General features: G+C 32.3%; 22 protein-coding genes. 20 read left to right on the top strand and 2 right to left on the bottom strand.

Going from position 1 to position 24,634, the window contains the following annotated elements:
* Positions 1–153 precede the first annotated feature (153 nt).
* From purR to J2Z44_RS14035, 7 genes are all read left to right on the top strand, one after another.
* Entirely contained in the window at positions 154–978 is an 825-nt protein-coding gene (gene purR, locus J2Z44_RS14065; RefSeq protein WP_021284240.1) for a pur operon repressor, read from the top strand.
* Positions 979–1,373: 395 nt separating this feature from the next.
* Positions 1,374–1,661: a septation regulator SpoVG gene (gene spoVG, locus J2Z44_RS14060; protein WP_021284241.1), complete on the top strand. Its 288-nt coding sequence runs from the start codon at positions 1,374–1,376 to the stop codon at positions 1,659–1,661.
* A gap of 395 nt (positions 1,662–2,056) precedes the next feature.
* Entirely contained in the window at positions 2,057–3,427 is a 1,371-nt protein-coding gene (glmU, locus tag J2Z44_RS14055; RefSeq protein ID WP_021284242.1) for a bifunctional UDP-N-acetylglucosamine diphosphorylase/glucosamine-1-phosphate N-acetyltransferase GlmU, read from the top strand.
* 77 nt (positions 3,428–3,504) lie between these two features.
* Positions 3,505–4,461 carry a ribose-phosphate diphosphokinase gene (locus J2Z44_RS14050; RefSeq protein WP_021284243.1) on the top strand — a complete coding sequence of 319 codons (957 nt, stop codon included), beginning with the start codon at positions 3,505–3,507 and terminating at the stop codon, positions 4,459–4,461.
* A 309-nt stretch (positions 4,462–4,770) separates the two neighbouring features.
* A complete protein-coding gene (locus tag J2Z44_RS14045) occupies positions 4,771–5,457 on the top strand; it encodes a response regulator transcription factor (RefSeq protein ID WP_209649700.1) in 687 nt (228 codons plus the stop codon).
* Positions 5,457–6,875: a sensor histidine kinase gene (locus tag J2Z44_RS14040; protein ID WP_021284245.1), complete on the top strand. Its 1,419-nt coding sequence runs from the start codon at positions 5,457–5,459 to the stop codon at positions 6,873–6,875. Before J2Z44_RS14045 ends, J2Z44_RS14040 begins: the two co-directional genes overlap by 1 nt.
* Positions 6,876–6,915: 40 nt before the next feature.
* Positions 6,916–8,064, top strand: coding sequence for a S1C family serine protease (locus J2Z44_RS14035; protein WP_021284246.1), 1,149 nt, complete (start codon positions 6,916–6,918; stop codon positions 8,062–8,064).
* Between the two features lie 170 nt (positions 8,065–8,234).
* Here J2Z44_RS14035 and J2Z44_RS14030 read toward each other — a convergent pair whose 3' ends face one another.
* The gene (locus tag J2Z44_RS14030) at positions 8,235–9,821 is read right to left on the bottom strand and encodes a flavodoxin family protein (protein WP_021284247.1); all 1,587 of its coding nucleotides are present in this window, start codon (positions 9,819–9,821) and stop codon (positions 8,235–8,237) included.
* Complete coding sequence (locus J2Z44_RS14025; protein ID WP_021284248.1) at positions 9,821–10,378, bottom strand: PadR family transcriptional regulator; 558 nt, start codon at positions 10,376–10,378, stop codon at positions 9,821–9,823. The genes J2Z44_RS14030 and J2Z44_RS14025 overlap by 1 nt, the downstream gene beginning before the upstream one ends.
* Before the next feature lie 141 nt (positions 10,379–10,519).
* Between J2Z44_RS14025 and J2Z44_RS14020 the strand changes: the two genes are divergently transcribed.
* From J2Z44_RS14020 to J2Z44_RS13960, 13 genes are all read left to right on the top strand, one after another.
* A complete protein-coding gene (locus tag J2Z44_RS14020) occupies positions 10,520–10,669 on the top strand; it encodes a hypothetical protein (RefSeq protein WP_021284249.1) in 150 nt (49 codons plus the stop codon).
* Between the two features lie 245 nt (positions 10,670–10,914).
* Entirely contained in the window at positions 10,915–11,481 is a 567-nt protein-coding gene (pth, locus tag J2Z44_RS14015) for an aminoacyl-tRNA hydrolase (RefSeq protein WP_021284250.1), read from the top strand.
* A 198-nt stretch (positions 11,482–11,679) separates the two neighbouring features.
* Positions 11,680–15,210, top strand: coding sequence for a transcription-repair coupling factor (mfd, locus tag J2Z44_RS14010; RefSeq protein WP_209649698.1), 3,531 nt, complete (start codon positions 11,680–11,682; stop codon positions 15,208–15,210).
* Between the two features lie 346 nt (positions 15,211–15,556).
* Positions 15,557–16,549 (top strand): peptidylprolyl isomerase, encoded by a 993-nt coding sequence (locus tag J2Z44_RS14005; protein ID WP_242833431.1) that lies wholly within the window; start codon positions 15,557–15,559, stop codon positions 16,547–16,549.
* 289 nt (positions 16,550–16,838) lie between these two features.
* Positions 16,839–17,390: a stage V sporulation protein T gene (spoVT, locus tag J2Z44_RS14000; protein ID WP_021284254.1), complete on the top strand. Its 552-nt coding sequence runs from the start codon at positions 16,839–16,841 to the stop codon at positions 17,388–17,390.
* Between the two features lie 475 nt (positions 17,391–17,865).
* Positions 17,866–19,401, top strand: a complete 1,536-nt coding sequence (locus tag J2Z44_RS13995; RefSeq protein ID WP_209649696.1) for a putative polysaccharide biosynthesis protein — start codon at positions 17,866–17,868, stop codon at positions 19,399–19,401.
* A gap of 492 nt (positions 19,402–19,893) precedes the next feature.
* Positions 19,894–21,339 carry a bifunctional methyltransferase/pyrophosphohydrolase YabN gene (gene yabN / locus J2Z44_RS13990; protein ID WP_209649693.1) on the top strand — a complete coding sequence of 482 codons (1,446 nt, stop codon included), beginning with the start codon at positions 19,894–19,896 and terminating at the stop codon, positions 21,337–21,339.
* A gap of 152 nt (positions 21,340–21,491) precedes the next feature.
* A complete protein-coding gene (locus J2Z44_RS13985) occupies positions 21,492–21,767 on the top strand; it encodes an HU family DNA-binding protein (RefSeq protein WP_021284258.1) in 276 nt (91 codons plus the stop codon).
* Between the two features lie 221 nt (positions 21,768–21,988).
* Complete coding sequence (locus J2Z44_RS13980; protein WP_021284259.1) at positions 21,989–22,249, top strand: RNA-binding S4 domain-containing protein; 261 nt, start codon at positions 21,989–21,991, stop codon at positions 22,247–22,249.
* Positions 22,250–22,431: 182 nt separating this feature from the next.
* On the top strand, positions 22,432–22,728 hold the full coding sequence (yabP, locus tag J2Z44_RS13975) for a sporulation protein YabP (protein WP_021284260.1): 297 nt from the start codon (positions 22,432–22,434) through the stop codon (positions 22,726–22,728).
* A 7-nt stretch (positions 22,729–22,735) separates the two neighbouring features.
* A complete protein-coding gene (gene yabQ, locus J2Z44_RS13970) occupies positions 22,736–23,128 on the top strand; it encodes a spore cortex biosynthesis protein YabQ (protein WP_031271700.1) in 393 nt (130 codons plus the stop codon).
* A gap of 148 nt (positions 23,129–23,276) precedes the next feature.
* Positions 23,277–23,552: an FtsB family cell division protein gene (locus J2Z44_RS13965; RefSeq protein ID WP_209649691.1), complete on the top strand. Its 276-nt coding sequence runs from the start codon at positions 23,277–23,279 to the stop codon at positions 23,550–23,552.
* A 90-nt stretch (positions 23,553–23,642) separates the two neighbouring features.
* Positions 23,643–24,059 (top strand): S1 domain-containing RNA-binding protein, encoded by a 417-nt coding sequence (locus tag J2Z44_RS13960; RefSeq protein ID WP_021284263.1) that lies wholly within the window; start codon positions 23,643–23,645, stop codon positions 24,057–24,059.
* Positions 24,060–24,634: the final 575 nt, after the last annotated feature.

The following is a 24,634-nucleotide window of genomic DNA, read 5'->3' as shown; positions in this document are numbered from 1 at the left end:
TTTTATTTATATATAGGCTTTAGTAATGAAATTTTATTTTTTCATTATAAAAAGCCTTGTGAGAATCAAGGTATGGTTAGATATAAGATGAATATTAATTATGATTCTCTTCGTATAAAACAATAATAAAGATTGGAAAGGTTTTGTATAGCCATGGGAAAAGATAAGGATAAATTTAGCAGGAATGAAAGGGTAGTTGGAATTACTAAGATTTTAACAGAGAACCCTAATACAGTAGTGAATTTGAGTACTTTTACAGAATTGTTTAATGCTGCAAAATCAACAGTTAGTGAAGATATAGTAATAGTTAGAGAAATATTAGAAGAGTTATCTATGGGAAAGGTTGAAACCGTAGCAGGAGCTGCCGGTGGTGTTAAGTTTATAAATAACATATCAGATAATGAAAAAGACGGACTTTTAGAGGAGCTTTGCAATGCACTTAGAGAAAAGTGGAGAGTGATTCCAGGAAACTTTTTATATATTACAGACATTGCTTACAATCCACAGCTAATACACAATGCAGCGGTAGCACTAGCTTCAAAGTTTTCGCATTTAGAGGTGGATTATGTTGTTACTATAGAAACTAAAGGTATCCCACTTGCTTATGAAGTAGCAAAACAATTAGGAATACAGCTAGTTACAGTAAGACATGACACTAAGTTTACAGAAGGAACTACAGTAAGTATTAATTACGTATCAGGTTCAAGTAATAGACTTCAAACTATGTCTCTTTCACGAAAATCAATGAATAAAAACAGCAAGTGTATTTTTATTGATGATTTTATGAGAGCAGGAGGAACAGCTAAGGGCATAAAAGAGTTGTTAAACGAATTCGACAGCGAACTTTTAGGTTGTGGCTTTTTAATTGACAATGTAGAAATGAAGGATAAACTTGTAAAAGATTACGTTTCCTTAGTGGAGTTTTCAGGAATAGATGAAGAGGGAATGGCCATAGTTAGTCCGGCTAAAGATGCATAATTATAGGGAGCTTAAGCAGAATTTACTTTATGTATAATTCTGCTTAAGTTCCCTTTTAGTTTGGGGCGGGAGAGAAAAGAACGGTTTTTATTAAAGGAAATAGCTTCATAAGAATTATCTAAATCAATACTTAGGTGTTAGTAGATAACTTAAGTTTAAGTTGCGTTAGAGAGGTTTTATGACTTTAAATTAATAATGCAACTTATATAAATAAAAAATATATACATTTTTTGATAGGAAAGGCAAAAGAAAACGTGTTATGGAATAATATTGCATAAATGTCGATAAATTTATGTGGTAAATTGACTTAAAATATTAAATTTTTCAGAATATTAGAAGGATTTTCATTGGAAATGGAGAATAAGTAAGTCAACAACATCTTGGAGGTGGGATACATGCAAATTACTGATGTAAGAATAAGAAAGATAGCTAGCGAAGGAAAGATGAAAGCTATCGTGTCTATAACTTTAGATAATGAATTTGTTGTTCACGATATAAAAGTTATAGAAGGACAAAATGGAAATTTTATCGCTATGCCAAGCAGAAAGACTCCAGATGGAGAATTTAAGGACATAGCACATCCAATCAATACTGAAACTAGAGAGAAAATACAAAAGGCAATTCTTGATGAGTATGAGAAAGTTAAGAATGATGAGCCTTTAGTAGATGAAATAGGAAACTAAGAAAAAAGGAGTGTTCATCTCCTTTTTTTATTGTTCAATAATCAAGATAATTGAACAAGAAAAAAGGAGTTAAGAGGAAAAGTGAAAAAGCAATGTTATGGATAAAATTGAAAAAGTTGTGTATGGGTTTTAGCCGTGCTTTTTAAGTATTTACTCTTACTTAGTACTTATTACTTAATACTTATTTTCTCTTGACTTTTAGTTCTTACTTATTCAAATTTGAAAGTAATACGAACAAAATAAAATTAAGCCACTGTTAATTGAATTTTCTAATAAAGCCTCCAGTTATTGAAAAAGTTTGTCACATAAAATATAATAAAGAAGTATGTTATATATGTTCATGGCTAATAATTTGGATACAATGCTATATATTATTCGTTAAAGAGGTGTTGAGATTGTATAAATGTGCTATTATTTTAGCAGCTGGTGAAGGAAAAAGAATGAATTCTGATACACCAAAGGTACTACACAAAGTGTGTGGTAAGGAAATGATAAACCATGTAATAGATAATATAAGAAGTTGCAATATAGAAGATGTAAATGTAGTAATTGGTAAAGGTGCAGAAAAGGTAAGAAAAGGTACTAAGAGCAGGAATATTAGTTATTCTGTTCAAGAAGACCAATTAGGCACTGGCCACGCAGTAATGTGTGCAGAAGAATTTTTAAAAGGAAAAAGTGGTTCCGTAGCAATTTTTGTAGGAGATGGTCCACTTATTACTGAAAGTACTGTAGGTAACCTAGTGAATTTTCATGAAGAAGGTGAGTATAGTGCTACAATTTTAACTTCTATTATGGAAGAGCCTGCAAAATATGGTAGAATTATCAGAAACGCCAATGGAGAAGTGGAGAAGATAGTAGAGTTTAAAGATTGTACTCCTGCAGAAGTAAAAGTTCAGGAAATTAACTCAGGTATGTATTGTTTTGATATCCAAAACCTTTTAAATACTCTATCAAAACTTAATAACAACAACAATCAAGGGGAATACTATTTAACTGATGTAATAGAGATTCTTAAAAAAGAGGGTAAAAAGGTTGGAGCAATAGATGTACCAGTAGAGGAAATTACTGCAGTAAATTCAAAGGTAGAATTAGCAACAGCAGAAATTATTATGAGAGAAAGAATCAACAAGAAGCATATGGAAAATGGAGCAATAATCATTGATCCAAAATCTACTTATATAGATTGGAACGTAAAAATAGGAAGAGATACTGTTATTTATCCAGGAAATGTACTTCAAGGAGATACAGTAATTAAAGATGGTTGTACCTTATATCCAAATAACAGGATTGATAATTCTGTTATTGAGAGCAATGTTACAGTGCAAAATTCAGTAGTTCTAGATAGCAATATTGGAGAGAATACTACAGTAGGTCCTTTTGCATATATAAGACCAGATTCTAATATTGGTAAAAATGCAAGGATAGGGGACTTCGTAGAAATTAAGAAATCCACTATAGGAGATGGTACAAAGGTATCACACTTAACTTATATAGGAGACGCAGAAGTAGGCACCGATTGCAACTTTGGTTGTGGTACAGTAATTGTAAACTATGATGGTAAGCATAAGAATAAAACAGTTATAGGAAACAAGGTATTTATTGGATGTAATTCAAACCTTGTATCTCCAGTAGTTTTAGAAGATGATACTTATATCGGAGCAGGCTCTACAATTACTCACAAGGTACCTAAAGGCTCCCTTGCCATTGCAAGAGCAAAACAGGTTAACAAAGAAAACTGGGTCTATGATAAGTATAATAAAAGATAAAAAATAGCGGGGATTAGGTTCCCCTGCTTGGTTTACATAGGGAAAGGAAATAAAAACAAATAGGAGGACTATACATAATGATAACTCATGGAAAAAACATTAAAATCTTCACAGGTAACTCTTACCCAAAGCTAGCTCAGGACATTGCAGACAGATTAGGACTTAAAATTGGTGAATCTCAAGTTGGGACTTTTAGTGATGGAGAGATATCTGTAAATATTGCGGAAACTGTTAGAGGACTTGATGTGTTTGTAATTCAACCAACAAGTGCGCCAGTTAATGATAACTTAATGGAGTTATTAATAATGATTGATGCGTTTAAAAGAGCATCTGTAGGAAGAGTTACAGCAGTTATGCCTTATTATGGCTATGCAAGACAAGATAGAAAAGCTAAGGCAAGAGATCCAATCACTGCTAAGTTAGTAGCTGACTTAATTACTGCTGCTGGAGCTGACAGAGTTTTAACTATGGATTTACATGCAGCTCAAATTCAAGGTTATTTTAACATTCCAGTAGATAACTTAATGGGAGCACCAATACTAAGTAATTACTTTGTAGAGAGTGGCTTTGCTGATCAAGATGATGTAGTTGTTGTTTCTCCAGACCTTGGAAGTGTAACTAGAGCTAGAAAATTTGCTGATAGATTAAATGCACCAATAGCAATTATAGATAAGAGAAGACCAAAAGCAAACGTTGCAGAGGTAATGAATGTTATAGGAGATATTAAAGGTAAGAGAGTTATCTTAATAGACGATATGATTGATACAGCTGGAACTATCTGTAACGGAGCTAATGCACTAGTTAAAATGGGAGCTAAGGAAGTTTATGCTTGCTGTACTCATGCTGTGCTATCAGGCCCTGCTATTGAAAGAATAGAAGTGTCAGCTATAAAACAATTAGTAATGCTTGATACAATTCATTTACCAGAAGAAAAAGCAATAGATAAAATCAAAATTTTATCTGTAGCTCCAATTTTTGCAGAAGCAATTAAGAGAATTTATGAAGATGTATCTGTAAGTAAATTATTTGATTAAGAATTTTGAAATATATATGGGAAACAAAGATTAAGACTTAATTTATGAGTATAAACTATCATAGTTTCCTTAGGGCTCTTTTAGATGAATAGAATGGGTTTTCATAATGGAAGCTTATATTTATAAAAAAACATGGGTTGCATTAGTTGTAGCCCATGTTTTTTATAAATATTTTGTAAATTATATTAATTTTACAGAAAATTTCTCAAATTTGTTTTGTATTATTATATAATACAAAGTAAAAATGGTGTAAAATAGAAGATAGTGTTAAGTTTGTATAAAATTTTTTATTTGAGTGGAGGATTTAAAATGGAAGGTACTATTGGAAAAGTATTAGTTGTGGATGACGATAAAAATATATCTGAAGTGTTAAAAATGTACTTAGAAAGTGCAGGCTATACAACTAGAGTTGCAAATGATGGAAGAGAAGCTCAAGAGATGTTTATGGCTTTTAAACCAGATTTAGTTCTTCTAGATGTAATGCTTCCATATATGGATGGAATAGATGTATTAAAGTGGATTAGGAAAGAGCATGAAACTCCAGTTATTATGATAACTGCAAAGGGAGAAACCTTTGACAAGGTTTTAGGCCTAGAATTAGGGGCAGATGACTATATAGTTAAGCCTTTTGAGCCTAAGGAGCTTATGGCTAGGGTTAAAGCAGTGCTTAGAAGATACACTTCTGAAGTAGATAATAAGGAAACCTTATCCTTTGATAATCTGGTTATTGATGTAAATTCTTACAATGTAACTTATAAAGGCAATGAAATAAAAATGCCACCTAAGGAGTTTGAACTTTTATATTACCTTGCAAGCAATAAAAATAGAGTTTTCACAAGAGAGCAGCTTTTATGCGAGGTTTGGGGTTATGACTATCCAGGAGATTCTAGAACAGTGGATGTTCACATAAAAAGGTTAAGAGAAAAAATTGCAGGTGGGGATACTTGGCAATTAGAAACAGTTTGGGGTGTAGGCTATAAATTCGAGGTGAAATAATGGTTAAAAACAGCTTGTTCACTAAAATGGTAATAACTTATACTATAATTATTTCCATCAGTCTTACCATTATAGCGGCTTTTTTATCCTTTTGGATTCAAGATTATTTTATTAAAAATAGAAAAGAACAGTTAAGCAATCAAATTACTATAATTGAAGGACTTGCCAATGAGTATATAGAAGGGGCAATACCTTATGAGGAATTAAATGGTTCCATGAGATTTATTTCAGGATACATTAATGAAGATATACTACTTCTTGATAGAAATGGGTATGTATATGTGATTACTTCTAATAAGTTTAAGGGGTTTATAGGTAAGCAGCTTTTTGTTGATCAATTAGATAATTTGAGTCAAGGAATGCACTTTCAAACCCTTAACAATTATGATAACTTTGATGAGAAATTTTATGTATTAGGAGAACCAATTAAAGGGAAAGACAGCAAGTTTAATGGAGCTGCAATTATTAATATATCTATGTCAACTCTTAATAAATCATTAAGCAATGTATTTAAAATTATTTGGGTTTCTACAGTTATAGCAGTTATTGTATCAAGTATTGTAATTTACTATTTTATACAAAAAATAATTGTAAACCCTATTTCGGAAATGAATGTAGTTGCTAGAAAAATAGCTGCAGGTGATGTAAATAAAAGGGTTGTAGTTCAATCCCACGATGAAATTGGTGAATTTGCAGAATCTTTCAATGTAATGGCGGATTCCTTGGAGAAGGTGGAGCAAAACAGAAAAGAGTTTCTTTCTAATGTATCTCATGAATTAAGATCACCTATTACTTCTATAAAGGGATTTATTGGCGGAATTTTAGATGGTGTTATTCCAAAGGAAAAAGAAGAATACTATCTAAAAATTGCCTATGAAGAAATTCAAAGACTTACTAGGCTTATCAATGAGCTTCTAGACCTTTCTGCAGTAGAGTCAGGAAAGTTTAAGCTTCAAATGAGAGCCTTAGACATAAATGAAGTAGTAAGACTTTGTATACTTAGAAACGAAGCAAGGGTTAAAGATAAAAAGCTTAATGTTCAAGTATTCTTTGAAGAGGATGAACTTATTGCTATGGCAGATGAAGATAAAATTATGCAGGTAATAACCAATCTCTTAGATAATGCTATTAAGTATGCAGATGAAGGTGGTTTAGTTACTATATCTTGCAGAAGTAAGGGAAAGAAAGCATTTGTATCCATATTCAACGAAGGGCCGGCTATACCTGAGGAAGACATAAAACATATATGGGATAGATTTTACAAGGGAGATAAGTCAAGAACTCAAAAGGTTAGCACAGGACTTGGGCTTTCCATTGTGAAAAAAATTATTGCCTTATTTGATGAGGAAATATGGGTTGAAAATAAAGATAATGGAGTTATGTTTACTTTTACATTGACTTTGGGAAAGAAAGCATAAACCATACAAATTTATGAAGGTATTTTAGTGAGGTGACACTGTGGATAGCTTTAAAGAATCAAATAGCAGAGAAGAAGATTATAGTGGCAAAATCAAATTTAATAAGAAAAAGAAAAGTTACAAAAAAAGGTTTATAGTTTTTACTATATTGTATTTAGTTGTAGCCGCTATTTCAGGAGTATGCACTGCTTTTTTTATAAATAATACTACAGTGTCAAAAAAACACATGGCTGAAAATATTGATAATTCCATAACTAGTACTAACGGCGAAGGGAACTATAACGAAATAGCAAATAAAGTATCAAAATCCATAGTAGCAATTGTTAAAGTCGTTGGAGAAACTGATAGGCCTATGGAAATAGATAGTGGCTCGGGAATTATATTTAAAGAGGGCGGCTATATCCTAACTAACCAGCATGTAGTAGATGGAGCTAAATCCATAAAGGTTAAACTTTATAATGATTTGGTCTATGATGCAAGTATTATTGGAGTTAATAACACCTATGATCTAGCTGTGATAAAGATTCAAGCGGAAACTTTACAACCTATTAAAATGGGTAGTGCAGTAGGGTTGGAACAAGGTAGTGAAGTCTTAAGTATAGGAAACCCTATGGGAAGGGCTTTTCATGAAAATATAAAGCAAGGAACTGTATTAAGTATCAGTGAACCATTAATCACAGTGGATAAAAGCACTGGAGTACATTCAGCCTTGAATATTATTCAAACAACTATTCTTCCAAGTTCAATTAATAGTGGTGGGGCTTTGTGTAATACTAAAGGAGAACTCATCGGTATTAACAGTATTGAAATGAACCATTCTAAGGGAACTATTAAGAGTAGTTTTTACATGACCGTAGAGGATGCAAAGCAATTTGCAAGTGAAATACTTAATGGAGAAAGTTTACTTAGAACAGTTTTAGGAATCTATGCTGAGGAGGCGCGGCCTAAAACTCAAGAAGGAATCCAGGGAGTTTATGTAAAGGAAGTAAGCAAGGAAAGTGAAGCCTATGAAGCGGGATTGAGACCTACTGACATAATTGTAGAGTTTAATGGTGAAAAGATAAAGTACATTAAAGATATGGATAAAGCCATAAAGAGGATCGCCGCTGAGGAGGTAGTTACCTGTAAAATATTTAGAAATGGATATTACAGAGGTTTAGATATTAAAGTAAATGGTGTGAAGAAATAAAAGTAGTATGATTTAGGCATTCTCTGATAAGGATGTACACATAAAAAGCTTTTGACCTTCCTACTAGTTGTGCTAACACCATCAAGTCATTACTGTATGGAAGCTATAATAAAAATCAACATAGCAAAACGAGCAGGTGAAAACTTTTCCTTGCTCGTTTTCTTCGGCTTTTATCCTCTCGCCCATCGTGCAGGGTACCATTTTTGGAACCATGATGTAAACACGCCCATCAACGCAGGTAGTACAGAATTGATTAGACCTATGTAGGGCGAAAAACTTGTGCCCATTAGAATATAAGTCCAAATCGGTGTAACAAGATATAGTATCCCCCAAGCAACGGTCAATATGCGGTTTGTAGTTATAAAAAGGGGGTTTGCAAAGGCTCTTTCTTCACCGTAGCGCGCTGCACTGTAATATGCGGTTAGTGGTATTTTAGGAAATGCGCCAATTGTCCACATCAGCCCAAAGATTAAATAGCTACTAGAGATGATAAGTCTTGTACTCGCACCAAATAAAACTGACAATGAAAGCCCGATGACAATTGGGATGCTGATTTGCTCATAAGCCACTGAACGAAATTTAAGCCATAATAATGGAATGCATGACGCCGTGACAATTCCAAATAAAGCACCGAAAGTGGGATTTATAGCTATTGCTACCCAGATTACAATCCACGGAAAGAGAAGAATCGTCATGTTGGTTTTACACTTAGGAGATACATTGGTGTCATTAGGAGGAACTGAGGAGCCAAAAAGATCATCCCATTTAAGCATCAAGCTAAAATCACCAAGAACTTTATAAAGTCCCTGATACAGGGCATCTTGTCCAGAAATTTCCCCGCGAGATATGGAGCGCCAGAGTGTGTATGGTGTTTCAATTTTTGTGGTATAGGGTTTGAAATCGTCGGTTACAACTGTAGCTCCTTGCTTTGTCATCAGTATTTGATAAGACTTATCAATGTCGTTGTAATAAAACTCTAGCACACGTTTCGCGCCATCTGGAATATATAGAGCTGCCATTTGCGTTGTAAAGTTAAGGCTGTCATCTGGCAAAATTTCTGAATCTTGACTTTTAGTAACTGTCCAAGAAGCATCTGCCATTTTTTCAAATACATCCTGTGGATATAACGGCTCTGAAAGCTGCGTTTGTGTCTTGGGATGAATTCTTCCAGTAGCATATTCTGCCCCTGCGCGATGAACAATCTCAAGATAGGTATTTGTGCGGTTTTTCAGTTCCGGTATGCTAAACAATTCTCCCTGGCTACAAAGAATTGGGGTGTAATTTCCTCTTCCCCACAGGCGATCAAACATTGGGATTATGGCATCATAATTTCCTTTTACTGTCCAAAAGCCGCAAGTAGAAATGACGATATGTTTTTGATGCGCTAAATCATAGCGAGATGGATGGCCTCCGCTCTCAGTATCTTTCGCCATAAATGGCAGTTCAAGTGGAAGCTGTCTGTCAATGAGGTTTTTAAGGCCCCCAGGAATGTTAAAATAATATAAAGGAAAGGACCAAATGATCACATCAGCAGCCATGATTTTGGAAAGAATTACATTCATTGAGTCATCTATGACGCACTTTCCAGGAGTCTTATTCCAGCAAGTGAAGCACCCCAAACAGGGCTTCACGTCAGATTTTGTTACATCTATAATTTCTGCATCCTGCCATTGTGCGCCGTCCAAAAATGCACGCGTAAGGTGCATAGTGTTACTGGATTCACCTCTAGGAGAACCGTTCAAAACTAAAATTCTCATCACTTTTCCTCCTCTAAAAGAGCGATTGCTTTATCCGCCCAAGCAAGTCCTGCGTCAAAAAATACATCTCCATAAAGTGCTACAATCTCCCAGTATTTTGACTTTTTATTATTGCTTATGACCATTCCGTATTCGGAGATTGCTTCATAGGCATCGTTCATTCCTTTAATTCTTTCAAGGCAATTTTCTCGGTATGAACGAAGCATTTTTAGAGCTTGTTCAGTGCTTGTTTCTCCGGCAAAAAATACTCGCATTAGAAATGCGCTTTTAACACGCATGGCGTGGTCAATATCTGATCCTGGTAGGGATAGCCAATCGGCGAGTGCTTCCTTACCGCTGTTTGTTATGGTATAGACTCTTTTATTTGGTTTTTCACTCTGGATAATGCGCTCACTGGTCAACCAGCCACAGAGCTCCATAGCATCCAATTCACGATAAATTTGGCTGGTTTTTGCTTGCCAGAAAAACGAAAGAGAGACTCTAAACGCCTTATCCAACTCATATCCTGTCATAGGTCCATAATTCAAAAGTCCCAATAAACCATGCTTAAGTGACATGTTAATACCTCCACTAATTTTATATTCAACAAGTGTAGTATACAATATGTGGAATTGGCAGTCAAGTGTGAAATGTATTTATTTTCTAAATATTTTACGGTAAATATCTATTTCAATTTTGTGAATACGAGTAGGAAAAATATGGAAACTGCAGCATATGGAAATTATACAGTTTTTGAAAGAGTGAGAACATCCTTACTGACTGAAGCACTATGTATGCTATTTTTATTTAAGAGTAATATGATAAGTTGCAGCGAACAAGGTTACTACAATTATCAAGTAATAGTTTAGAAAAAAGTTAAGCCTTGATTTTGTTCCACTATAGTATAATATATAATATGAGTTGAAAAATAATAATTGATAAATCAGAATATGTACCTTGTATAAATTATAATTGAATATTCAGGGTTATTCTTATAAACTTAATAAAATATATTTTGTTTTACCATAGATATTATAGGTGAAACTTAGTTTAGTGGGATAATTATAATTTATATACAGAAAGTAAAACGTAGAAGTTTGGAGGTAGAAATAGGATGTATTTAGTAGTTGGACTAGGAAATCCAGGAGATAAATATGATAAGACAAGACATAATGTAGGATTTGATGTAATTGATTTATGTAAAGATAAGTATAATTTTGGGCCTAGCAGGACAAAATTTAAAGGTATATATTGGGAAACCATAATAAATGGAGAAAAGGTGCTATTTCTAAAGCCTCAAACCTTTATGAATTTAAGTGGTGAGAGCGTAAGGGAAATATGTGATTTTTATAAAATTCCTAATGATAAGATAATAGTAGTTTATGATGATATAAGCTTGGAACCAGGAACTTTAAGAATAAGGAGAAAAGGTAGTGCAGGGGGGCATAACGGAATAAAAAATATTATTATGCATTTATCCACTGATGTATTTCCTAGAATTAAAGTGGGAGTTGGACAACCAAAAGAAGATTTAATTCCTTTTGTTCTTGGAAGATTTTCAAAGGAAGAAAGAGCATTGGTTGAAAATGTATTTAAAGCATCTATAGAAGCTATAGAAGTTATAGTTAAAGAAGGCGTTTCTGAGGCTATGAATAAGTTTAATGGCTTTAAAGCGGAGTAATTGCTATTAGTTTAGATAAGGCATCTGAAAATAAATAACAAGTCAAAGATGTGAAGGCTATTTTGTGATAGACAAAGAAACAGGTTCCGCAGATAGTGGGGCTATCAAAGGGTTCTGTTGACGCAGTATAGCACAAAATAGGCGAGCAGATTGACTTATTTATTTTTTGAAGATGCTTAATTTTGAGAGGTGGTAAGTTTGAGATTAAAGGGTTTAATGACACCCCTAACTCTAAGTGAACAATTTAAAGAGATTTCTAAGGCCATAGACAATAGGAAGTATCCTATTGGTGTTTATGGTCTTTCTGAGTCCTCTAAAAGTTATCTGCTTTATGGGGTTTTAAATGAAATAAATGAAAAAATGTTAGTGGTTACCCATAGTGATGTGGAGGCTAAAAATATCTATGAGGATTTGTCTTTTTATCTTAACGATGTCTACTATTTTCCTACAAAAGAAGTGGTGTTTTACAATGTAGATGCCATATCAGGTGATTTAAGGTGGGAAAGATTAAAGGTTATAAAAAAGATGTTAGAAGAAGGGCAAAAGGTAATTGTCACCTCAGCTGAAGCTTTAGCTTCAACTTATGCTCCGGTAGAGCTTTTTACTAGTCATAGCTTTAATATTTCTGTGGAGGACATAATTGATATAAGAGAGTTATCTCAAAGACTTATTGAAGCAGGATATGAAAGAAATGAAGTAGTAGATACTAAAGGTCAGTTTTCAATAAGGGGAGGAATTATTGATATCTATCCTCCAACAAGTGGACTTCCTTTTAGAATTGAGTTATTTGATGATGAGGTTGATTCTATAAGAACCTTTAATACTGATACCCAAAGAAGTATCGAAAAGGTACAAACTATAGAAGTTTTTCCAGCAAAGGAAGTCATCCTAACAAATCACCACATAGATAAGGCTTATACTAGTATAAAAGAAGATTTTAATTCTAGTATAGAAGGCTTTAAAAAGAAAAAAGATAAGGAAGCCATAGAAAGGTTAACTTCTACCATTAATAATAATCTAGAGCTTTTAAAAGAAACCTGGTCTTTTGAGACTATAGATAGTTATATTAGCTATTTTTATGATAAAACCTCAACTTTGTTTGATTATATGAAAAACTGTTTTGTGGTTATAGATGATGTTCAAAGGTGTGTTGGAAAGCTTGAAAGTGTGCAGTTTGAGTTCAGTGAAAATTATGAGAATTTTTTAAAAAGGGGTAACATCCTTCCAAAACAAGGAGAATTACTACTTTCCAAGGATAGAATTATTGAAGAATTAGAATTAAGCAAGGTTATGACTTTAGAAGCTATCACTAAAACAACTAAGCATTTAGCGCCAAGAACTATTGCTGCTTTTTCTCAAATAACCATTCATGATTATCATGGACAATTAGATTTACTTATTGAGGATATTAAGGACAAAAAGGCTAGGAATTATAGAACTTTAATTCTCTCAGGCACTAGAACAAGAGGGGAAAGGCTTATTGATACTCTTAGAGATAGGGGCATTGAGGCTACTTATAGAGATGTTGTTTCTAGTATTGCTCAGGGGGAAGTGGTAGTTACTTTTGGAAATGCATCCAAAGGTTTTGAATACCCAGAGCTTAAGGTTTGTGTAATATCTGACAGTGAGGTCTTTGGACAATCTAAAAGAAAGTCAGTAAGACGAGGAAATAAAAAAGGTGTTGGAAAGATTAAGAGCTTTACAGAACTTAAACTTGGGGACTATGTAGTTCATGTTAATCATGGAATAGGTATATATAAAGGAATTAAACAACTAGAGGTTCAAGGGCATAAAAAGGATTTTTTAGAACTTTCTTATAACTCAGGGGATACTTTATACGTGCCTGCTGAGCAGCTTGACATGGTTCAAAAATATATTGGAAGTGAAGGAAAGGCTCCTAAGGTCAATAAACTAGGGGGCAGTGAGTGGATTAAAGCTAAGAATAAGGTTAAAAAATCCATTGAGGATATTGCAGAAGACCTAGTTAAGCTTTATGCAATTCGTGCTACTTTAAAAGGACATAAATATTCAGAGGATACTGTTTGGCAAAAGCAATTTGAAGAAGAGTTTCCTTATGAGGAAACTCCAGATCAGTTAACCTCCATAGAGGATATAAAAAAGGATATGGAGAGCAATAAGCCTATGGATAGACTTCTTTGTGGAGATGTAGGTTATGGAAAGACTGAAGTTGCTATAAGAGCTGCTTTTAAATGTGTTATGGATAGTAAGCAGGTAGCAATGCTTGTACCTACTACAATTCTTGCAGAGCAGCATTATAAAAATATGAAAAAAAGATTTTCTGATTTTCCAGTAAGGGTAGAGATGATAAGTAGATTTAGGACGCCGGCTCAAGTTAAAGCTACGTTAAAGGCTTTAAAGGAAGGGAATGTGGACATTTTAATTGGAACTCATAGAATTCTTCAAAAAGATGTAGTGTTTAAAGATTTAGGTCTTTTAGTTATTGACGAGGAGCAAAGATTTGGAGTAACCCATAAAGAAAAAGTCAAAGATTTAAAGAAAAATATAGATGTATTAACTCTTTCTGCAACACCAATTCCAAGAACTCTACATATGTCTTTAACTGGAGTTAGGGATATAAGTGTTATTGAAACGCCACCAGAGGAGAGATATCCTGTTCAAACCTATGTGGTTGAATTCAATGATCAGTTAATAAGAGATGCAATTATGAGAGAATTAAATAGAGATGGACAGGTGTTTTTTGTTTATAACAGAGTAGAAACTATAAATGATATGGCTAGTTACCTATCTAAGTTAGCTCCAGAAGCTAGAATTGCAGTAGCTCATGGGCAAATGACGGAAAGAGAGCTAGAGAAAATTATACTAGATTTTATTGATAAAAAGTATGATATGTTAGTTTGTACAACTATAATTGAGACGGGCATAGATATTCAAAATGCTAATACTATGATCATTTATGATGCCGATAAGATGGGGCTTTCTCAACTTTATCAGCTAAGAGGAAGAGTTGGTAGAACTAATAGAATTGCGTATGCCTACTTTACCTATATGAAGGATAAGGTTTTAACAGAAGTAGCAGAGAAAAGACTTAAGGCAATTAAGGATTTTACAGAACTTGGTTCAGGATTTAAAATTGCTATGAGGGACCTTGAAATAAGAGGAGCGGGCAATATTATGGGCTCAGCACAACATGGACATATGGCTACAGTTGGATATGATTTATATTGTAGAATGCTTGAGGATGCGGTAAAACTTATTAAAGGTGATATTGATAATGAACCTATTGAAACTACAGTAGACATTAAGATTGACGCTTATATTCCAAGTAGTTATATTGTAGATGAGACTCAAAAGATTGAAGTGTATAAAAAAATTGCTTCAATTGATTCTTATGAGTATATGATGGAACTTCAAGAGGAAATAGAAGATAGATTTTCGGATATACCAAATACTGTATATAATCTTATGGATATAGCCTATGTAAGAGCTCTTGCAAAGGAAATTGGTATAGTTGAGATTAAAGAAACAGGAAGTGAGATTCTTATTACCTTCCAAAATAAAACTTATCTTACTCCAGAACTAGTAAAAACTGTTTTAGAAAAATATAGAAAAGAAATTGCCTTTAAAATGGGTGATACCCCTGTCTTGGGGTGGAAGTTTAAGGGAATAAAGAAAGAGGTTGTTTTAAAGCATTTAATTCAAATTGTTAAGGATATGAGAGCTGCTGTAAAAGGTGAAATTAAACAATAACTAAACAAGTTAATAAAAAGTTCATAACTTTGTCACTGCACTGTCATAGTAAAAGCATAAAATAATGTATGTTATGCATATACATTGTATACAATTAACACTTATAGATAAAAAAGTTCAGTAATGGACATGTTTTTGAATCTGAAAACCTATTGATATTTTAAGCAATTTATATATTTACAGCAATTTGATTTTGTGTAGAGTGTTAGTAAAAAATATTCCAATGGGAAAAAATTACAATGTTGAAGTGGTTTCTCTATAGTTGGTGTGTACAATAACAGTTGTTTTATGCTACAATGTATTATAATAGAAAATAGCCAGAATGGGGGATAAAAAATTGAGAAACGTGAAAAAGGTTATAGCTGCAGCTTTAATAACTGCTACGGCTCTATCAGCAGTAGGATGTGGAGTTGTTGAGAAAACACCAGAAGGTGTAAACAAAACTGTGGTAGCTAAGGTTTATAATAAAAAAATTACAAGAGGTCAAGTGGATGAGCAGCTTGCGCCAGTACTTGAAAATGTGAAAGCCCAGTTTGGAGAAGGCTATGAAACTAATGATCAAGCGAAGCAATATTTAGCTGAACAAAGAACAAATATCTTAGATACTATGGTAAATGATATAATCATAAAGAAAAAAGCTGAAGAACTTAAAATCATGCCTAGTGAAGAGAAGATTAATGAAGAAGTTCAAAAGCAACTTGCAGACATAAAAACCTCTTTTGAGAATGAAGATAAGTTTAAAGAAGCTTTAACACAAGCTAAAATGACAGAAGAAAGTCTTTTAAAAGAGTTAAGACCTTCTGTTATAACAAATATTGTTTATGAGCATGTAGTTAAGGATGTTGCTGCAACTGATGAAGAAGTTAAGCAAGACTATGATACAAACCAAACAAAATATACAGAAAAACCAAACAGAATTAAACCTGCTCATATTTTAGTTAAAACTGAAGATGAAGCTAAAGCAATTATTGAGAGATTAAATAAGGGTGAAGACTTTGCAGCTCTTGCTAAGGAAAAAGGTACTGATGGTACTAAGGACAATGGCGGAGAGTTAGGTTGGATTGAATATGATACTAAACAATATGACAAAACATTCATGTTAGCAGCTATTAGTGTACCAAAGGGTGAATATACAAAGATGCCAATACAAACACAGTTTGGGTATCATGTTATTAAAGCTCTAGATAAAGAAGAATACCCTGTTAAAAAGTTTGAAGATGTTAAGGAGCAAATTAAAACGTCTTTATCGGATCAAAAGAAATATCAAACTTGGCAGGATACTATGAAAAAATGGCAAGATGAAGCTAAAATTACAGTTTATGACGATAAACTAAAATAATTAAATAATCAACAAAGAAGCTACTCATAGTGTATATTTATACATTATAAGTAGCTTCTTTATTTTTTTATAGAAAATTTAAACTTTTCAATGGAAAATAATGAAATCAAAACCTTGGAATTAGAGTTTTTTAATTATATTAGGGACAGTTTCTTTATTTTGGAGAATTATCAAATGGTTAATTAAATTTCTTTTTAATTAAAGTTTTACTAATGTGTATAAAATTTGGAATTAAGAAAGATAATAATAGCACTAGTATAAGTTTAGTGAGTTAAGGAGGAATTAGTAAATGAAGGCAACTGGTATAGTAAGACGTATAGATGACCTAGGTCGTGTTGTAATTCCTAAGGAAATAAGAAGAACTCTTAGAATAAGAGAAGGAGATCCTCTTGAAATATTCACTGATAGAGAGGGTGGTGTAATTCTTAAGAAGTATTCACCAATAGAAGAATTAAGTGAATTCTCTAAAGAGTATAGTGAAGCACTACAGCAAACCATAGGACACATAGTAATCATAAGTGATAAGGATAATATAATATCTGTAAGCGGTAGTCCTAAAAAAGAATATTTAGAGAAAAAAGTAAGTTCTGAACTTGAAAAAATAATGAATAGTCGTAAGGCAGTTATACTAGGGGAAGGTTCAGAAAAGTCAGTACCACTTTACAGTGATGAGGATGAAACATTATATAACTCACAGGTTATAGCACCTATAATGGCAGGAGGAGATGCTATTGGAGCTGTTATGATAGTTTCTAAGGATAGTAGTGTGAAATTTGGAGACTTAGAACTAAAACTAGCTGAAACAGCATCTGCATTCCTAGGAAAACAGATGGAAGAGTAATGGCGTGGCGTAGCTACGCCATTACTCTTTAATTTCAAGTTTTTATCCAAATAGCGACTTGAATTAAAGAGTGAAGAAAAAATGATTATTGTACATTTTTAAGTCCATCTATTTTCTTTCCCTTTTCAATATTATCCAAAAGTTATTATAATAAACAATTTAATATAAATTTAATAGATTTTTAATTTTATTATACTCTTATATTCCTAGAAAAATAATTATCTGTATTTATTTGTATTTGGAGTTCCTGGTTCGAAATCAATTTATTCATCAGTAAATCTATTGTGAACTAAAGTGAAAATTTAACTTTCATAAGAAACTCACATGGGCTACTTTAAAGCGTTTTGAAGGGAAATAAAATAAATTTTCATCCTAGATTCCTATATCAGTAATAAACCCTCTATAAAATAAATATTTATAATATAGGCAAGCCTTTCACTATATAAAATAGAGCTTGCTTTTATGGGGGGAGTATATGAAAAGGCAGTCTTTAATAAAAGGAACAATGATTTTAGGTGCAGCTACTATATTTGCTAGGTTTTTAGGATTATTTTTTAGAATACCCTTACAGGCTTTAATTGGGGATCAAGGTATGGGCTATTATCAAATGTCCTACCCACTTTACATGACTTTTGTTGCTTTGGCATCTGGAGTTCCAATTGCTATGTCAAAGCTTATTGCTGAATTTAATGCTAAAAATGATGTACATGCTGTAAAGCAAATATTGAAAGAAACACTTATGATTATGATTCCTATTGGAGCTGTAGCATCAATGATAATGCTATTTTTCTCAAAGGGAATAATAACAGCTTTAAAATGGGATTCTAAGTCCTATTATTCTTTTATGGTTATTTCTATTGCACCAATATTTGTTTGCATTATGTGTACTCTTAGGGGTTTTTTTCAGGGAATGCAAAATATGACCTATACAGGAATTTCTCAAATTGTTGAACAAATTGGGAGAGTTGTATGTGGAGTTTTATTTGCATATCTATTAGTACCAAAGGGCATAGAATATGCAGCAGGAGGAGCGGCTTTTGGTACAGTAGTTGGAGGGATGCTAGGGAGTTTATATCTTATGATAAATTATATTAGGGTTAGAAAGGAGTTTCCTAAGCTTCCGAGAAAAAGAGGTAATAGCATGATCCCGCTTATAGCTCAAGCAGCACTTCCAGTATCCATTGGAGCAGCAGTAGGAACGATAATGTCATTAATAGATTCAGTAGTAGTTCCACAGAGACTTTTGGTTGCAGGTTACTCGGCTCAAGATAGTGCAGTTTTGTATGGGCAGCTTACTGGAAAGGCTGTAACTCTACAGAATATACCTTTAGCAGTATCTATGGCTCTTTGTGCAGCGTTAGTTCCTATAGTTTCAGAGGCTTATGCTACTTTTAGAACTGTAGAATTAAAAAGAAGAGTGGAAATGGTTTATAAGCTATCCTTTGTAATAGGAATTCCAAGCTTTTTAGGTTTATATTTTTTAGCAAAACCAATAATGGCCTTAGTATTTATGAAGGATGTGGCTGGATTTGAAATACTTAAATTCTTATCTATATCAATACCTTTTATAATAATTACTCAAACTACTACATCGCTTTTACAAAGCTGTGGAAGATACATGCTTCCTGTGTATAATCTTGGAGTAGGTTGTATCGTAAAGGTTATACTATCTTACGTATTTGTGGCACAAAGCAATGTAAATATATATGGAGCAGTTATAGGGACTATTTTTGGATATATTACCACTGCACTACTAAATTATATACAAGTCTCTAAAATTTTAAAAATCAAATTTAGTCTTCTAGAGGTTTTATTAAAGCCTTTGATGGCATCCCTAATTATGATAATTCTTGTTGTATTTAGCTATAATAATGTCTATAATTATACAATGAGTAATGGAATTTCCTGCTTGGTTTCCATAATAGTGGGGGTAGCAGTATTTTCTGTGCTAATAATAATTTTAGGAGTATTCTCAATGGAGGATATAAGAGGAAAATTTATGAGGCATTAACTTAGTTTTTGTAAACTTAAGATTATACTCTATTTAACTCTCATTAAAGATCTAATTAACAAATAGGTTTTGTTTTTAAATTAGTAAAGTATTTAGATACAAATAAAACTTAGCTTTGAAAAATGTGTAGTAAAGTTAGGCTAGACTTTGTTTTTACACTAGGTTATTTTGGTTTTAAGATGGTTTAAAATTTATATATTAAAGATTCAACTGTATATAGGGAACTAAAGTCAGTAGTTAACTCATATAGGCTCTGCCTTGGTTCCCTTAAGATTTTTTTTATTGATAAGCTTCACTAGAGAATTCGCATATACTTATTTACGTATATATTTGTTTATAGCAACAAATAATAATTTGTTCTAAATTAAAGGTAGCTTACTTTATTTTAAATTACAATTAAATCATTAATATATGTTTATGTATTTACATAAACATATGCAGTAGAGTTATGAATAACATTTACAATACCAAGGATATAAGGAGCGATACAGTATGATTAAAATAGTAGGTCTAGGGCCAGGGGCAAAGGATGCACTTACCATAGGGACGTTAGAACTATTAAAGTCTTCTCATAAGGTACTTTTAAGAACTGAGAAGCATCCTAACGTGGATTATTTAAAGTCATTAGGAGTAGTGTTTGATACATATGATTCTTTTTACGAGAGGTTTGATTCTTTTGATGAAGTATATAGTGCTATTTCAAAGGATATTATAGATAAACATAATACCTGCGAAGAGCTAGTTTATGCTGTTCCTGGCCATCCATTAGTAGCTGAAAAGTCTGTGACTTTACTTCTAAAGGAATGTGAGGCTACAGGTATAGAAACAGAAATACTTCCAGCAGTAAGCTTTATTGATGCTGTAATGGAAAGTTTAAAAATTGATCCTATAGAAGGTATAAAAATAGTTGATGCCTTTGATATTGCAAATCAAGTTATGGATAAAAGATTGGGACTTATAATTACTCAAGTTTATAATCCTCTTATAGCATCGGAAACAAAGCTTGCTCTATTAGAATATTATAAAGATGATACGGATATATACTTTGTTAGAGCAGCTGGAGTTAAGGGGCTTGAAAGCATAAGGAAAATAAAACTTTATGATTTAGACAGACAAGAGGATATAGATTACTTAACCTCTATATACATCCCTAAGGATTTAGATAACACTAAGGATTTTTATGATTTATTAAAGGTTATGGAAGTACTTAGGGGAGAAGATGGATGTCCGTGGGACTATGAGCAAACCCATGAATCATTGAAAAGGTATCTAATTGAGGAATGTTATGAAGTGTTAGAAGCCATAGATGAAGAAGATGATACAAAGCTAGTAGAAGAGCTAGGGGATGTGCTTCTACAAGTGGTGTTCCATGGTCAAATTGGAAAAGAAGAGGGATACTTTAATATAAATGACATAATTAAAGGAATAACGGAAAAAATGATATCAAGGCATCCTCATGTTTTTGGAGATGTACAGGTTAGTGACAGTGATGAAGTATTAACTAACTGGGAAGAGATTAAAGGAAAAGAAAAAGATTTTAAAACTTATACTGATACCTTGAAACATGTACCTAAAAATTTTCCGGGACTTTTAAGAGCAGAAAAGGTTCAAAAGAAAGCTGCCAAGGTGGGTTTTGACTGGGCTGATGTAGCCCCTGCAATGGAGAAGGTTCTGGAGGAACTGCAAGAGGTAAGAGATGTATATAAAACTAATAATGAGGCAAAAATACAAGAAGAAGTTGGAGATTTAATTTTTGCAACGGTAAATGTTGCTAGACTCCTTGACATTGACCCTGAGTTTGCAGTAAATTATACTATAGATAAATTTATCAAACGTTTCCAATATATAGAGGAAACTGCGATAAAAAAAGGGTTAAATCTTAAAGATATGACCCTAGAACAAATGGATCAGTTGTGGAATGAAGCAAAAAATGTTTAATTTAGCAAAAATTTGTTAAAACTATAGCTGATTAGAAGGATTTTTAAACTACTTGAAGAATATGCTATTAGATATTCTATATGCGATGTTTGTATTTAGGTGGTTAAACATTAGAATTTAGACATTGCAGTTAAGATTAAGGAGGTACCATAGTGAATAAGTCAGAATTAGTAACAAGCATGGCAGAAAAATCTGGTCTAACTAAAAAGGAAACTGAAACTTTCTTAAAAGCTTTCATAGACAGCGTTGAGGAAGCATTAGCAAAAGGTGAGAAGGTTCAATTAGTTGGATTTGGAACTTTCGAGACTAGAGAAAGAGCTGCAAGAACTGGAAGAAACCCAAGAACTAAAGAGGAAATACAAATCCCAGCTTCAAAGGTTCCAGTATTTAAAGCAGGAAAAGAATTTAAGGACATAGTAAACAAATAGTCTTAAATTTTTAAAAAGCCTGGATTTTTATCTAGGTTTTTTTCTTTATAAAATTATAGTTTATTCTATTATGTAATATTAAAGTGAAATTTAATTTTATTAAGGACTTATAAGAACAGGTGTAGGTCGTGTATTGATGTAAATTCCATTTTGATTCTTTATAAAAATTTATGAATTATTTTGATTTTAAATAGTATAATAAGTTTATTGGGGTGATGATTATGAGACTAGATAAATATTTAAAGGTTTCAAGAATAATAAAAAGAAGAACTGTTGCTAAAGAGGTTTGCGAAAGTGGAAGAGTTTCTATTAATGACAAGGTAGCAAAAGCAGGGACTGTAGTCAATGAAGGAGATATCATTCAAATTCAATTTGCAAAACAAACTCTTAGAGCAAAAATAGTTAATATAGCTGCTCATGTAACTAAAGAAAATGCAAAAAACATGTATGAAATAATTTCAGGAGAAGAAGATACAGAGTAGTCATAAAATTTTCCTCCTTGCATATATTTTTTATTAGAGGAAACCAATTCTAAAGAGTAATTTTTAATACCAACCTGCCTTGGTTTCCTTAAGGCTTTTAAAGATAAATAAGAGATAAATCTCCTTTAAAGCCTTCAGAGAGCCTACTATGTTTTAGTACGTTATTTTGTGAGGAGGATAATATGGAACAGAATAAAGAGGTAAAGGTTGAAAATAAGAAAAGTTTTTTGGCTTTAGAAAATAGAAAGAAAATGAGTCTTGATGGAGTTACAGAAATTATAAGCTTTAATGATGAGCAAATACTACTTAAAACTGTATTAGGTAATATGGACATCCGTGGTGAAGAGTTAAAAATGAACAAGCTAGACGTACAAAATGGAGACGTAATAATTAGCGGTAATATTGGGTACATTGTTTATACCACTGAAGAGAAAAAACACAGAAAACAAAATGGCATAATTGCTAGATTGTTTAGGTAGGTAAGCTATGATTTTTTCTATGTCACAGCAGGTAAACCTATTTGTGTTTAGTTTATTAGGGGGCATGCTCATAGGAACCTTATTTGACATATACAGAATATTAAGGGGTTTTGAAAGTTTAAATAAGTTTATCACTGCTGTAGAAGATTTGTTATTTTGGATTCTAACAGGAATTATTATCTTCGTTTTTATGATGTACACAAGCTATGCATATATGAGTTTTAATGTTTTTGTTTATATCGCCTTTGGATTGTTAATATATTTAAAGCTCATTAGTAAAGGTTTTGTTAAAACCCTTCATAGGCTATTGATATTTCTATTTACAACAATTAGAATAGGATTTTACATTATAACTTATCCGTTAAGGGTATGTTTTTATAAAATACTCAGAAAAAATTAAAAATAATAATATAAAATAGCTTGAACAAATGTAGAATACAAATTAAAATATACTTATGAGTTTAACATTTAGTAATAAGGTGCACAAAAGTCACTTGACTTGGGTACCTAAGTTAACTCATTCATTTGAAAGAAGGATGAGTGATGAAATGAAGAAGTTTAAGAAAAAAAACTTGTTATTACTATTAATTGGTGGATATGTTTGTTATACTCTTATAAATCAGCAAATTATTATGCACAAACAAAAAGTTGAACTTAAAAAACACACTGTGGAGCTTCAAAAAGCTAAGGAAGAAAATTCGAAATTACAGGATGAAGTTAAATTATCTCAAAGTGATAAATATATTGAGAAGTTAGCAAGAGAAAAGTTAGGGCTAATAAAAGAAGGAGAGACTCCTGTAATTAATAACAGTGGAAATAAATAAAGTTATTTTGATAAGTTAGCAAATTAATTCTAACTATGTCATTATATATAATTATATAATCATCTAATTTTAAGGAGGAGTCTTTTTAATATGACCTTAAAGGCTGGAAGTATTGTAGAAGGTAAAGTAGTCAATATAACTAATTTTGGTGCTTTTGTTGAAGTGGAGGGTAAAACAGGATTAGTTCACATCTCTGAGGTATCAGATGTTTTCGTTAAAAATGTTAGAGATCATTTAAAAGAAGAAGATATAGTTAAAGTTAAGATTATATCTGTGGATGATAACGGTAAAATGAGCCTATCCATAAAACAGGCAGGAGTTCCTAAGAAATCTGTAAAACCAGTAGAAATTGATTGGGAAAAAGAGAAAACTAAAGTTTCTTCAGCAGGAAGCTTTGAGGATAGGATGTCTAAGTTTTTAAAAGATAGCGAAGAAAGATTCCAAGACCTAAAGAAACATCAAGATGGAAAAGGTCGTGGATATAGTAAAAAAGGTTCAAGTTATTAAGGCATCTTCAAAAAATAAATAAGTCAGTATGATGGTCTATTTTGCGTTATACGGCGTCAACAGAACCCTTAGATAGTTCCACTATCTAAGAAACCTGTTTCCTAGTCTAACTCAAAATATCCTTCACATCTTTGACTTATTATTTATTATCAGATGCCTGATTCAATTTTCATATTAAGAGTGCTAATCTTTAGCACTCTTTTGACTTTTATAATATTAATAGCATAAGGCTACACGATGTGATTTTAGCTTAACAGTATAACGACAACAGTTAACCTAAGGTTTTATGATGAATAAAATGAGTTCTCATCATGTATGATTGGATGGGGATTCTGAATAAAGACTTGAATTATATAAGAAACATTCTGCTAAAGTTTCTAGTCTTAAAAGTTATAATTATAGTATTTCTGAAATTTACAAGTTTTTAAATAAGTTTATTTTAGACTAAGAAAACTTATAAGGTAATAAAATAGGTTATTTCTATAGCATTAACTTGTGAAAAGTAAGGAAAATCAGAGGTTTTCCCTAGTAATTTTTAAATAAAATAAAAACTATAAAAAAGTGTTGACAGATAT

The sequence above is a fragment of the Clostridium punense genome, from assembly GCF_017874425.1.
GTDB classification, from domain to species: domain Bacteria; phylum Bacillota; class Clostridia; order Clostridiales; family Clostridiaceae; genus Clostridium_J; species Clostridium_J punense.
The sequence above is the reverse complement of the archived record's forward strand: the minus strand, read 5'-3'. Positions and strand labels throughout refer to the sequence as shown.

Bases quoted from the DNA above. Each gene is read 5' to 3' on its own strand.
- spoVT (WP_021284254.1), top strand. From the start codon at position 16,839: ATGAAGGCAACTGGTATAGTAAGACGTATAGATGACCTAGGTCGTGTT.
- J2Z44_RS14030 (WP_021284247.1), bottom strand. From the start codon at position 9,821: ATGAGAATTTTAGTTTTGAACGGTTCTCCTAGAGGTGAATCCAGTAAC.
- J2Z44_RS14045 (WP_209649700.1), top strand. From the start codon at position 4,771: ATGGAAGGTACTATTGGAAAAGTATTAGTTGTGGATGACGATAAAAAT.
- J2Z44_RS13960 (WP_021284263.1), top strand. From the start codon at position 23,643: ATGACCTTAAAGGCTGGAAGTATTGTAGAAGGTAAAGTAGTCAATATA.
- J2Z44_RS14025 (WP_021284248.1), bottom strand. From the start codon at position 10,378: ATGTCACTTAAGCATGGTTTATTGGGACTTTTGAATTATGGACCTATG.
- pth (WP_021284250.1), top strand. From the start codon at position 10,915: ATGTATTTAGTAGTTGGACTAGGAAATCCAGGAGATAAATATGATAAG.
- J2Z44_RS13995 (WP_209649696.1), top strand. From the start codon at position 17,866: ATGAAAAGGCAGTCTTTAATAAAAGGAACAATGATTTTAGGTGCAGCT.
- yabN (WP_209649693.1), top strand. From the start codon at position 19,894: ATGATTAAAATAGTAGGTCTAGGGCCAGGGGCAAAGGATGCACTTACC.
- spoVG (WP_021284241.1), top strand. From the start codon at position 1,374: ATGCAAATTACTGATGTAAGAATAAGAAAGATAGCTAGCGAAGGAAAG.
- J2Z44_RS14020 (WP_021284249.1), top strand. From the start codon at position 10,520: ATGGAAACTGCAGCATATGGAAATTATACAGTTTTTGAAAGAGTGAGA.
- purR (WP_021284240.1), top strand. From the start codon at position 154: ATGGGAAAAGATAAGGATAAATTTAGCAGGAATGAAAGGGTAGTTGGA.
- J2Z44_RS14050 (WP_021284243.1), top strand. From the start codon at position 3,505: ATGATAACTCATGGAAAAAACATTAAAATCTTCACAGGTAACTCTTAC.
- J2Z44_RS13965 (WP_209649691.1), top strand. From the start codon at position 23,277: ATGAAGAAGTTTAAGAAAAAAAACTTGTTATTACTATTAATTGGTGGA.
- J2Z44_RS13980 (WP_021284259.1), top strand. From the start codon at position 21,989: ATGAGACTAGATAAATATTTAAAGGTTTCAAGAATAATAAAAAGAAGA.
- yabQ (WP_031271700.1), top strand. From the start codon at position 22,736: ATGATTTTTTCTATGTCACAGCAGGTAAACCTATTTGTGTTTAGTTTA.
- J2Z44_RS14040 (WP_021284245.1), top strand. From the start codon at position 5,457: ATGGTTAAAAACAGCTTGTTCACTAAAATGGTAATAACTTATACTATA.
- yabP (WP_021284260.1), top strand. From the start codon at position 22,432: ATGGAACAGAATAAAGAGGTAAAGGTTGAAAATAAGAAAAGTTTTTTG.